Source organism: Caloramator australicus RC3, from assembly GCF_000297115.1.
GTDB classification, from domain to species: Bacteria; Bacillota; Clostridia; order Clostridiales; family Caloramatoraceae; genus Caloramator; species Caloramator australicus.
Genome location: NZ_CAKP01000070.1, coordinates 1 through 11,539, shown reverse-complemented (window position 1 = coordinate 11,539; position 11,539 = coordinate 1). Strand labels below are relative to the sequence as shown.

14 protein-coding genes and 1 other annotated feature are annotated in these 11,539 nt (G+C 33.4%); of the genes, 2 read left to right on the top strand and 12 right to left on the bottom strand.

The features are described from left to right. Positions 1-302: 302 nt before the first annotated feature. Entirely contained in the window at positions 303-875 is a 573-nt protein-coding gene (locus CAAU_RS06835; protein WP_008908699.1) for a ComEA family DNA-binding protein, read from the bottom strand. Between the two features lie 111 nt (positions 876-986). Here CAAU_RS06835 and CAAU_RS06830 point away from each other — a divergent pair, with 111 nt between their 5' ends. Next, a complete protein-coding gene (locus CAAU_RS06830) occupies positions 987-2,213 on the top strand; it encodes a D-alanyl-D-alanine carboxypeptidase family protein (RefSeq protein ID WP_008908698.1) in 1,227 nt (408 codons plus the stop codon). Between the two features lie 25 nt (positions 2,214-2,238). Here CAAU_RS06830 and CAAU_RS06825 read toward each other — a convergent pair whose 3' ends face one another. The 11 genes from CAAU_RS06825 to rplU all read right to left on the bottom strand — a co-directional run bounded on the left by CAAU_RS06825 (position 2,239) and on the right by rplU (position 11,025). After that, on the bottom strand, positions 2,239-2,622 hold the full coding sequence (locus CAAU_RS06825) for a RidA family protein (protein ID WP_008908697.1): 384 nt from the start codon (positions 2,620-2,622) through the stop codon (positions 2,239-2,241). A gap of 15 nt (positions 2,623-2,637) precedes the next feature. After that, the gene (gene leuS / locus CAAU_RS06820) at positions 2,638-5,103 is read right to left on the bottom strand and encodes a leucine--tRNA ligase (protein WP_008908696.1); all 2,466 of its coding nucleotides are present in this window, start codon (positions 5,101-5,103) and stop codon (positions 2,638-2,640) included. A 49-nt stretch (positions 5,104-5,152) separates the two neighbouring features. Beyond that, positions 5,153-5,325: a binding site (T-box leader), on the bottom strand. A gap of 56 nt (positions 5,326-5,381) precedes the next feature. Beyond that, positions 5,382-5,723, bottom strand: coding sequence for a ribosome silencing factor (gene rsfS / locus CAAU_RS06815; protein WP_008908695.1), 342 nt, complete (start codon positions 5,721-5,723; stop codon positions 5,382-5,384). Between the two features lie 56 nt (positions 5,724-5,779). Beyond that, positions 5,780-6,841 (bottom strand): LCP family protein, encoded by a 1,062-nt coding sequence (locus CAAU_RS06810; RefSeq protein WP_008908694.1) that lies wholly within the window; start codon positions 6,839-6,841, stop codon positions 5,780-5,782. 124 nt (positions 6,842-6,965) lie between these two features. Next, positions 6,966-7,532 (bottom strand): bis(5'-nucleosyl)-tetraphosphatase (symmetrical) YqeK, encoded by a 567-nt coding sequence (gene yqeK, locus CAAU_RS06805; RefSeq protein ID WP_008908693.1) that lies wholly within the window; start codon positions 7,530-7,532, stop codon positions 6,966-6,968. 13 nt (positions 7,533-7,545) lie between these two features. Beyond that, entirely contained in the window at positions 7,546-8,139 is a 594-nt protein-coding gene (gene nadD / locus CAAU_RS06800; RefSeq protein WP_008908692.1) for a nicotinate-nucleotide adenylyltransferase, read from the bottom strand. A gap of 75 nt (positions 8,140-8,214) precedes the next feature. Continuing rightward, positions 8,215-8,508, bottom strand: a complete 294-nt coding sequence (gene yhbY, locus CAAU_RS06795) for a ribosome assembly RNA-binding protein YhbY (protein ID WP_008908691.1) — start codon at positions 8,506-8,508, stop codon at positions 8,215-8,217. A gap of 10 nt (positions 8,509-8,518) precedes the next feature. Then, a complete protein-coding gene (gene obgE, locus CAAU_RS06790) occupies positions 8,519-9,787 on the bottom strand; it encodes a GTPase ObgE (RefSeq protein WP_008908690.1) in 1,269 nt (422 codons plus the stop codon). A gap of 4 nt (positions 9,788-9,791) precedes the next feature. Further along, positions 9,792-10,355 (bottom strand): Spo0B domain-containing protein, encoded by a 564-nt coding sequence (locus CAAU_RS06785; protein ID WP_008908689.1) that lies wholly within the window; start codon positions 10,353-10,355, stop codon positions 9,792-9,794. Positions 10,356-10,412: 57 nt separating this feature from the next. Beyond that, a complete protein-coding gene (gene rpmA, locus CAAU_RS06780) occupies positions 10,413-10,679 on the bottom strand; it encodes a 50S ribosomal protein L27 (RefSeq protein WP_008908688.1) in 267 nt (88 codons plus the stop codon). Between the two features lie 34 nt (positions 10,680-10,713). Then, on the bottom strand, positions 10,714-11,025 hold the full coding sequence (gene rplU, locus CAAU_RS06775) for a 50S ribosomal protein L21 (RefSeq protein WP_008908687.1): 312 nt from the start codon (positions 11,023-11,025) through the stop codon (positions 10,714-10,716). A gap of 207 nt (positions 11,026-11,232) precedes the next feature. On the opposite strand from rplU, the gene CAAU_RS06770 reads away from it, so the two are divergent. Continuing rightward, positions 11,233-11,539: helix-turn-helix domain-containing protein (locus CAAU_RS06770; protein WP_040306151.1), on the top strand; the 307-nt coding region annotated here is incomplete at its 3' end.

Genomic DNA, 11,539 nt, shown 5'->3' with positions numbered 1-11,539 from the left:
TAAATGTTAGCTTTTGATAATAGGACTGTTAGTCGGGTGATGTCAAGGCACCGTGGAATAAATGGGAGGGGCCCACTTGTGGGAGGGCGCCCGTTTATGCCGCGAAAGGCCTTGACATCAGGCGGCATAGTATCCTATTGCCTTTTAGGGGCAGTTTAATCTGCCCCTCTGCCTTCCGGCGAGGATGGGGGTTCTAGGGGGCAAAGCCCCCTAATTTTTACCCATCTAAATGACATTTTCATACGATAATTAACTTTATTTTAAATTATTTTTAGGTGACATTTTCAAAAGATATTGACATATTATCTTACTGTTATTTTCTCCTTTATATTTTCAAACATCTTATCTCCAATTCCGCTAACATTCTTTATATCCTTTATATCTCTAAATGGCCCATTTTTTTCTCTATAGTCTATAATTCTTTGGGCTATGGCATCACCAACTCTTGGAAGCGTCTTTAGCTCTTCAAGTGTCGCTGTGTTAATATTTATCTTTGAACTTATTGTTTTACCTTGACTATTGTTTAATAAGCCTTCAATTGAAGGAACAAATATATAGTCTTCATCCTTTAATTTCATAGCTAAATTTAGGTTTTCCTTTGCTGCCTTGTCAGTAAATCCTCCTGCTATTTCTATTAACTTATATAATCTTTCTCCTTCTATTAAAGTATATACCCCAGGTTTCTTAACCTCCCCACATATATACACCTTTATCTCTTTTATATCATTTTCTTTTTGCTCATCTTGAATTCTTGAAGTTTTAATTACCATCATCTCGTTTTTTCTTTTATCCTTGTAATAATAAAAAGAAGTTATAAAAAGGATAATAAAAAGGAAAACAGCTAAACCTATTTTTTCTCTCCTTGTTAAATCCATGAACATCACCCCAAATAGAATATTGACAAAAATTAATTCATTTAAACATTGAATAATTATGTAGTTTTTTGTTAAAATAAACTTGTTTATGAGTGACGGAAGGAGATGCTTATGAAAAAATATGCTATATTAGTGTTAATGTTAATATGTATTTTCTTTAACATTGCAAATGTAAATGCTTCCATAAATGTTAATGCTGAGGGATGTGTATTGGTAGATTTGCAATCGGACAAGATACTTTTTGAAAAAAATAAGGATCTAAAGCTTGCACCAGCAAGCACAACAAAAATAATGACAGCTCTTTTAACAATAGAAAAATGCAACTTAAACGATAAAGTCATTATAGGGAAAAAGCCTCCCTTTGCAGATGGAAGCAAAATTTATCTTATGGAAGGCGAGGAGTTAACGGTAGAACAGCTTCTAAATGCCCTTTTGATTGAATCAGCCAACGATGCTGCCCAGGCCCTTGCAGAATATATTTCTGGTAGCGAAGAAGAATTTGCAAAATTAATGAATCAGAGGGCTGTAGAATTAGGCTGTAAAAACACTCATTTTGTTAATGCTTCAGGGCTTTATGATCCTAACCATTATACCAGTGCTTACGACTTATACCTAATAACTAAAAAAGCCTTCGAATATCCCAAGTTTAGAGAAATAGTATCAAAAGTTAGATATGAAATTCCACCCACCAACAAACAGCTCCAAACCCGATACCTTTATAGTCATAATAAACTTATTAATGGCAATAGAAGATATCGTTATCAGTGGGCAGATGGTGTTAAAACTGGATATACGATAAAATCAAAACATGCCTTTGTAGGTTCTGCAACTAAGGATGGCAGAACCCTAATAGCTGTAGTTTTAAAAAGTAATGCCCAATATTATAACGATATTATAAAACTTTTTGATTATGGCTTTAACGATTTCCAAACAAAGCTGATTTTAGATAAAAACACAGCTGCCACTCATATAATTATAGATAACAAATCTATTCCACTTTATCCAGCTGAAGATATATATATTACATTAAAGAAAAATGATAATTTTAATGATATAGAAAAAAAGATTAATGTTGTTTCTAATATAGAAAAATTTACAAAAGGTGAAACCTTAGGATCTATAGATATTTATAAAAATAATAATCTTCTTAAATCCGTTCCTTTAATTGCAAATGAAGATTTTGGTAGTTTGTTTTATGATCTTAAATATGTTGAAACTGGTAAATACAAGAAAAGACCTTCAAACTGGATTGTAATTCCTACTATAATAGTCGTAACCCTATTCTTTTATAAAAAGTTTAAAAGAAACCAAAAATTTAAAATAAAAAAAGAAAAGTAAAGGGCGCAGGCCCTTTACTTTTTTATTATCTTGCAATAGCAATCGCTTCAATTTCAATTAGTGCATCCTTGGGCAGCCTTGCAACTTGAAGGGCTGATCTTGCTGGCATCTTTTCTTTAAAATATTCAGCATAAACTTCATTTACACTTGCAAAATCATTTAAATCCTTCAAGAAAACTGTAGTTTTAACAACATCATCAAGGCTTGAATCAGCTGATTCTAATATCGCCTTTATGTTCTCCAGACATTGTTTTGCAGCAGCCTTTATATCGTTATTGATAAGGTCTCCAGTCTTAGGGTCAATAGGAAGTTGGCCTGATGTAAAGATAAAATCGCCAGCCTTAATACCTTGGGAATATGGTCCAATTGCTGCTGGGGCATTTGTTGTAGAAAGAACAACCTTTTCCATAACTTTACCTCCTTTTTATTTAACCACGATGTTAACAAGTTTTCCAGGAACAACTATTTCCTTTACAATTGTCTTTCCTTCTATTAAGGATTTAATTTTTGAATCTTCCTTTGCAGTATTTAATATTTCTTCATTTGATGCATCAACTGGAACTATGAGTTTTCCTTTTACTTTACCATTGATCTGAACAACTATTTCAATTTCATCAACTTCAAGAGCATCTTCATCGTAATCTGGCCATCTTTGCTCATGGATGCTGCCAGTCTTTCCTATTCTTTCCCAAAGTTCTTCGGTTATGTGTGGAACAAAAGGTGCTAATATAAGCAGCATCTTTTCGATTGCCTCAGCAAGAACATCGTAATTTGGATTTTCAATGTCTTTATATTGATACATTGCATTTACAAGCTCCATGACTGCACTTATTGCTGTATTAAAATTGAATCTTTGTGCTATGTCTTCTGTTACCTTTTTTACTGTATAATGGGCAATTCTTCTCATTTCTTTATCTTGTTTTGTTAGCTTATTTACATCCAACTTATTAGCCTTTTTAATCATCGGTTCCAGCTCATCAACCAATCTCCATACTCTATTTAAGAACCTAAAGCATCCTTCTACTCCTTGATCGCTCCATTCAAGGTCCCTTTCTGGCGGTGCTGCAAATAAGATGAATAATCTTGCTGTATCTGCTCCATAATTTGCTCTTATTTCTTCCGGGCTTACAATGTTGCCCTTGGACTTTGACATCTTTGCCCCGTCCTTTAAAACCATACCTTGAGTTAAAAGGTTTGTAAAAGGCTCATCAACCGGTGAAATTTTAAAGTCATATAAAGCCTTAGCAAAAAATCTTGAGTATAATAAGTGAAGTATTGCATGCTCTACCCCGCCTACATACTGGTCAACAGCCATCCAGTATTTTGCCTTATCATAGTTAAAGGCTTCTTTATCGTTATGCGGGTCGGTATATCTAAAGTAATACCATGAAGAACATACAAATGTATCCATTGTATCTGTTTCTCTTGTCGCTCTGCCTCCGCACTTAGGACAAGTTGTATTAAGGAAACTTTCTGATGTAGTAAGTGGTGATTCCCCTTTACCTGTAAATACAACATCCTCTGGCAGCAATACTGGCAGCTGATCCTCTGGAACTGGAACTTCACCACATTTTTCACAATAAACTATCGGAATTGGTGCTCCCCAATATCTTTGTCTTGAAATCAGCCAATCCCTCAATCTAAAGTTTACCTTTTTTATTCCATAATTATTTTCTTCTATAAACTTTACAATTTCACCATAGGCTTCAGAGTTTCTCATCCCGTTAAATTTGCCAGAATTAATCATTATTCCCTCGCCTGTATAAGCTTCTGTTAGGGTTAAGCTTTCATCTCCATTGGGTGATATTACAACCTTTATTGGAAGATTATACTTTTTAGCAAATTCAAAATCCCTTTCATCATGGGCAGGAACTGCCATAACTGCACCAGTTCCATAATCTAAAAGAACATAATTGGCTATCCAAATTGGAATTTTTTCATTGTTAACTGGATTTATTGCATAGGCACCTGTAAATACACCTTCTTTTTCTGTTTCATTTGATGTTCTTGTAATTTCATTTAAATACTGCATTTTATCTACAAACTCTAATACTCTTTCTTCATATTCTGTTCCTTTTACAAGCTCTTTTACAAGTGGATGTTCAGGAGCAAGAACAACATAGGTTACACCAAATACGGTATCAGGCCTTGTTGTAAATATTGTTATCTTTTCTTGTCTTCCTTCAATAGCAAAATCGATTTGGGCGCCTTCGCTCTTTCCTATCCAGTTTTCCTGCATTATCTTAACCTTATCAGGCCAACCCTTTAATTTTTCAATGTCCTTTAACAGTCTATCTGCATAATCGGTGATTTTAAAATACCATTGCTCTAAGTTCTTTTTGCCTACAGCAGTTCCACAACGTTCACATTTACCATTTACAACCTGCTCATTAGCAAGAACAGTTTGGCAGGATGGACACCAATTTACAAAGGACTTTTTCTTATACGCTAAACCGTTTTTATACATTTGAAGGAACATCCATTGAGTCCATTTGTAGTAATCCGGCATACAAGTTTTAACTTCTCTATCCCAGTCGTAGCTAATTCCAAGTGCTTTTAATTGTTTTTCCATCTCCTCCATGTTATTTATTGTCCAATCCTTTGGAGGAATTCCGTGTTTTATTGCTGCATTCTCAGCTGGAAGGCCAAAGGCATCAAATCCTATTGGGTGTAAAACATTATATCCCTGCATCCTTTTAAATCTTGCAATAACATCACCTATGGAATAATTCCTAACGTGGCCCATATGTAATTTTCCAGATGGATATGGGAACATAACAAGCATGTAATATTTTTCCTTATCTGAAAAATCCTCACCATGAAAATTATTCTTTTCTTCCCAAATCTTTTGCCATTTCTTTTCAATTTCTAGAAAATCATAAAAAGCCATGATTCCACCTCCTAAAGTATTATATAAATAAAGGGGTTCTCCATCCCTTTTTAGGGACGGGGAACCCCGCGGTACCACCCTAATTGGCCATAGGCCCTCTCGTTTAGATAAAGGTCTCCCTGCATATTTCTAAAAAGGCGAGTTCAATAAGCCGTGCTTACTGGTTTGCACCCTCCACCAGCTCTCTGAAAGCCGTGCCTATTTACTACTCCTTTTAATATGCTATCAATATTCAATTATGGTATATTATAAATTAATATTTAAATTTTGTCAAAGATTTATACATTTACTGCAATTGCATCTGCCCAGAGCCTTTCTATATCATAAAAGTCCCTGTCTTCTGTATAAAAGACATGCACAATTATATCACCATAATCTAATAAAACCCATCTTGCAGAATTATATCCTTCCTTATGCCTTACGTAAAACCCCTTCTCTGAAAGCTTTTCTTCTATTTCATCGGCTATAGCCTTGACTTGGACTGTAGAAGTTCCACTACATACTACAAAATAGTCTGCGATTGGACTTAAATGTGATACGTTTAATATCCTAACATCCTTAGCCTTTTTATTTAAAGCAGCATTAGAAATATAATAAGCTAGGCTTGCTGAACTTTTCAAATTATAACCTCCTCATTTTATCTTAGTATATTTTATGTTTTAATATGACATTAGTTTCATTTAATAGCGTCTGTCCCAAGTATAATTATAATTTCATTTTTGTTATCTTTCAAATAATTTACTTCTCCAATTTTTAAAAATTCCTTAATCTTGTGGGCAATTTCAAGATTTGATGTCTGTATTTCTGTTTTTTCATAGGTAATTGAATGATTACCAGTCTTAATATTTTTATAACCTAATTGTGATAACCTTTCTTTATATTTCTTTGCAAGTCCACTAACATTTGTAGAATTTAAAATAATTATTATTAAATCATTATCTTTTTTAAAATATGATAGAACCTCTTTATTTTTATCCTCATCATATATATAATATGAAATCCCTGAAATATATTTAGGTTCGCCCTTTAATGTTTCACTTTCAATAGAGTCAGCATGCATTCCGATAGCCTTATAAGCATAATAAACCATCAATTTAGGTGGGACATTCGTTTTAGTCCATCTTACAACTGTATTCAACAAATTGGGAATTCTAATTATTCCTTCCGGAGTTTTAAGTTTCATAAGAATAAGCTTTAAAAATTCCTGTTGTGTTGAAATTCTTCCTAAATCCCCCGTTGCATATCCAGTCCCATCGTTGTTTTTTCTCCATCTTATAAATTTTTCAGCAAGCTCCCCATTTAAGTGGACCTTTTCTCCCTTTTTAAAGTTAATATCGAGATCATAGGATTTATAATGCATATCCCTCGGAATTACTACATCAACTCCACCTATGGCATCTATTGCCCTTCTAAAGCCTTCGTAGTCTATTTCAACATAATAATCTATATGGACATTTAAAAAATTTTCTATTGTTTTAATAGTTAGTTCCGCCCCCCCGATGGAATGGGCAGAATTTATTTTACAATAATCGCCGTTAATTTTTACCCTTGTATCCCTAGGAATCGATAAAATAAAGGCTTTATTTTCATTTGGATCGTAATTTACCAGCATTATTGTATCAGAACGAGTATGAGATGATTTTCTATTTTTATAATCTCCTGCATCAACGCCTAATACCAATACATTAACAGGTTCGTTATAACTTAATTTTGTCCCTTTAAAATCATCATTTGACATTTTATTCAGCTGGTAGAAACCATATCCAAAAACCAATCCAACAGAGGTAATAAAGAAAATTAATAACATTAAAAAAAATTTTTTTTACATTTTTCTTTCTTACCCTTTTAGTCCTTTTGTTCATCTATTTTCCACCTTTCATTAAAAGCCAATTTCTAAATTCAATAGTCAAGGGATGGATAGGAAGATTTCTATTTATAACGTAGGTCAATGTGCTGTTACAGGACATTAAAAGCGCTTCTTCAAAATTTTCAAAGGCTTTTTTTCTTATTTCTTCAACGCCTTCAAAATTACGATCAATAGATATAAAATCCGCAAGGTAAATTATTTCCTCAAAAATCGTCATATCCTTTCTTCCAGTTGTATGATAGTATATTGCATTGAAAATATCCTCATCATCAATCCCAAATTCAAATTTACTCAAATATGCTCCTACAGGACCATGCAAGAGAAAGGGCTGTATTTTCTGTATTTCATCAACAATTATACCATATTTATAAGCTTTAATTAACAATTCATCATCCCTTAAATTTTTTGCACAGTCATGTAGTAATGCGGCTATCTTTATTTTTTCTAAATCAAAATTGAAATTTTTACCAAGTTCTATTGCGGCTTTTAAAACATTCTTTGAATGAATATATCTTTTTTCATCTAGCATTTCCTTTAATTTTTGTTCTATTTTATGAATCATGTTATCAATCTCCTCAATATAAGTTATTTTTTTGGATATAATCAATAACTTTATCCGGAAGCAAATACTTTATACTTTTTCCTTCGTTTAACCTTTTTCTTATTTCAGTTGAAGATATTTCTATATTTGGAACTTTTAAATATATAGCTTCTCCATCAAATTTATTACATTTTTCCTCAATCAATTTTAACATTTCTCTCGATTCTACATTTCTATTTACTACTACAAATTGTGCCATTTTAAAAACTTCCTTTACATTTTTCCAGCTGTCTATCTCTAAAAATGCATCGTATCCAATAATAAACCTAAATTTGTTTACATAATATATTTTTTGTAATTCTTTTAATGTATCGTATGTATAGGAATAATCTAATTTTTTTATTTCTATATCGCTTACCTCGAAATAGGGGTTATCCTCTATTGCAAGTTTAACCATTTCGTATCTATGTTTCCCTTTAACAACTCCTATGTCCTTATGGGGTGGAATGCCGGTTGGGATAAAAATTATCTTATCCAGTTTCAAAATTTCCAAAACTTCGTTTGCAATGATTAAGTGTCCCAAATGAATTGGATTAAAGGTTCCTCCAAATAAGCCTATATTTTGCAAATGGCATCACTCCAAATTAAAATTCCAAATGTTATTATATCATAAAAAATCCCTTAAGGATAATTCCTTAAGGGACTAATTTGGAAAATTTATTTGAGGTTTTTTGTCGTTTCGTCTATAAATTACAAATTTGTTTCCTATAACTTGAACTGGCTCAGCTTTTAAGCTATGGCAAACATCTTGGCATGTTTCATAAGGATCTAAAAGACTATTTTTTAAAACGGTTATCTTGATTAGTTCACGGGCAGTTAAGGCTTCATCTATTTGCTTTAATACCGCCTCATCTAATCCATTTTTGCCTATCTGGATAATCGATTCAATATTATTGGCAAGGCCTCTTAAATAGCTCCTCTGCTTTCCTTTCAGCATATATTCACCTCTATTCGACGAATTCAAATTCAAAATCATTCATCCTTACTATATCTCCATCCTTAATTCCCATTTGCTTTAATTCCTCGATAATACCTTTTCTTTCTAATACCTTATGAAAGTATTTTAATGACTCAGAATCATAAATATTAACGCTAAGCAGCAGTCTATCTACAAAAGATCCAGTTATTTCGAATGCGCCATCATCTGCCCTTTTAATAATATAAGTGAATTTCTTGTCTTCAGGGATATAAAATTCACCTAATGGTTCCTCATCATAAGGTACATTTTCTAAAACCTGTCCTACATACTGCATAAGTTCTTTAAGGCCTTGATTGGTAGCTGCTGAAATTTTAAAGACCTTTATTCCATGTTTATCCATTTCAGCCTTAAGCCTTTCAAAATTTTCTTCTGCACCAGGAATGTCCATTTTATTAGCTGCTACTATTTGAGGCTTTTTAGAAAGTTTTTCGTTATATAATTTTAATTCTTCATTTATCTGATAAAAGTCTTCAATGGGATCTCTTCCTTCTATTCCCGAAACATCTATAACATGAATAAGCACCCTTGTTCTTTCAATGTGCCTTAGAAAGTCTATTCCCAAGCCTGCTCCTTCATGGGCACCTTCAATAATTCCAGGAATATCAGCTAGAACAAAGCTTTTAACTCCTGGAAGATCTACAACGCCTAAATTAGGAGTTAAAGTTGTAAAATGATAGTTGGCAATTTTAGGTTTTGCCCCTGTAACCATCGATAATATAGTTGACTTTCCAACATTCGGAAATCCAACGAGCCCAACATCTGCTAATAATTTGAGCTCTAAAACGATCCATCTTTCTTCACCAGGCATTCCTGGTTCAGCAAAGTTAGGAGCTTGCCTTGTAGGGGTTGCAAATTTCGTATTTCCTCTACCTCCGCGTCCTCCCCTTGCAACAACTGCCACATCTGATTCATCCTTAAGATCTGCTATAATTCTATTAGTTTCTGCATCCTTTATGACTGTTCCTGGTGGAACTTTAATGACTAAATCCTCTCCATCCTTACCAAACTTGTTGTTCGTTCCCCCATTTTCTCCTGACATAGCTATATATTTTTTCTTGTATCTAAAATCCAAAAGAGTTCTAAGGCCTTTGTCGACCACAAAAATTACATCTCCGCCTTTTCCTCCGTCTCCTCCATCTGGTCCACCAAACGGAACATATTTTTCTCTTCTAAAAGATACTGCTCCATGTCCTCCGTCTCCGGCTTTGACATATATTTTTGCAACATCTACGAACATATAATCACCTACTTTTTTCAATACTCACTTCCAAAAGAAAGGAGTTTCCAAATTCGTAAAGCCTTAAATTTAAACCATCTATTTTATATGGCGTTTCATAATTGGTAGACTTAATTTTTTCCTTTAGGCCAGTGTTATAAAAGTCGATTAAGTATGCCTTATCATCTTCGCCTATTTCAATGTAGAGTTTTTTACTAACGTTATTACCTTTTAAGCCATTAAGCAAATACTTTTTAATGTTTTCAAACAATGTTAGTATTTCGTTTTTATTTTTTGTAAAAACTTCAGTTGGTATGTAATCAATATTTGTTATTATTTCATAGTCTGCCCCGATTTTTTCAACTTCCATTATTATGTCCTGCATAAGCAGAGAAATAAAGGGATTTTCGAGGTTATAAATTAAGCTTAAACTAAACATATTCTTATTTATTTCTTTCATATACTCAATAGCCTTATCCGGTTTATTTATCTGTAAATAAGCATATATAACCTGGAGAGTATTCATAAAATTATGTCTTAATAATCTTAGCTGTTTAACTGTATATTCGACTAATTTTTCTTCATCCATAAAATCCACCTCTATTAAACTACAAAAATGCACCCTTAAGGGTGCATTTTAATCTAATTATTGAACAGCTTCTTGTGGATATACACTTACCTTTTTTCTGTCTCTTCCTAATCTTTCGTATCTTACGATTCCGCTTACAAGAGCAAATAAAGTATCGTCCTTTCCTCTTCCAACGTTTGCTCCTGGGTGAATCTTAGTTCCTCTTTGTCTTACAAGTATATTTCCAGCTAAAACGAATTGACCATCATGTCTTTTAATCCCCAGTCTTTTGGATTCACTATCTCTACCGTTCTTGGAACTGCCGACACCTTTCTTATGAGCCATTTATTACACCTCCTTTGAAGGCCTTCTATTTCAATTATGCTTCGATTTTTTCAATCTTAATTTGAGTATATGGTTGACGGTGACCTTGTTTTCTTCTGTAATCCTTTTTCTTCTTAAACTTGAAAACGATTATCTTCTTTGCCTTTCCGTGCTTTACTACTCTTGCAGTCACCTTAGCACCATCAACGAATGGTTTTCCTACAACTAGCTTGCCATCCTTTGATACTGCAAGAACTTCCTTGATTTCTACTGTTGAATCAACATCTGCAGCAAGCTTTTCAACAAATAGCACGTCACCTTCTTGAACCCTATACTGTTTTCCGCCAGTCATTATTAATGCGTACATTCCTTTACACCTCCTCAACCGAGACTCGCCGCAATCTAGGCAGGTCTTACCTTTTAGCCCGTTGCGAGCGGTTTACAAAGCAATTCTAACATAATACCCTTAGTTTGTCAATGGACAATCTAATTTTTGTGTGATTATTTTATGATAATGTCATGTTGTAGAGTAATATGATAAAATGTCACTATGAGGAACGAGGTGTTTTATTCAATGTCACAAAAACAAATTAATAGGTATGTTGTCATTCAAAAATCCCTTGAGGGTTTATTAACTGTCAAGGAAGCAGCAAAGGTTTTAGGCCTTAGCGAACGTCAAGTTATTAGATTAAGAAAGGGTGTGATGCAAAGCGGGGTTTCTGCTCTTATTCATAAAAACAAAGGCCGTAAACCTTCTCATGCTGTTTCCGATGAACTTAAAGGTAAAATTATCTCTCTTAAATTGTCTGACAACTACAAAAATGCTAACTTCAAACATTTTAACGAGCTTCTTGAAAGATTCCATGGCATTAAGCTAAGTT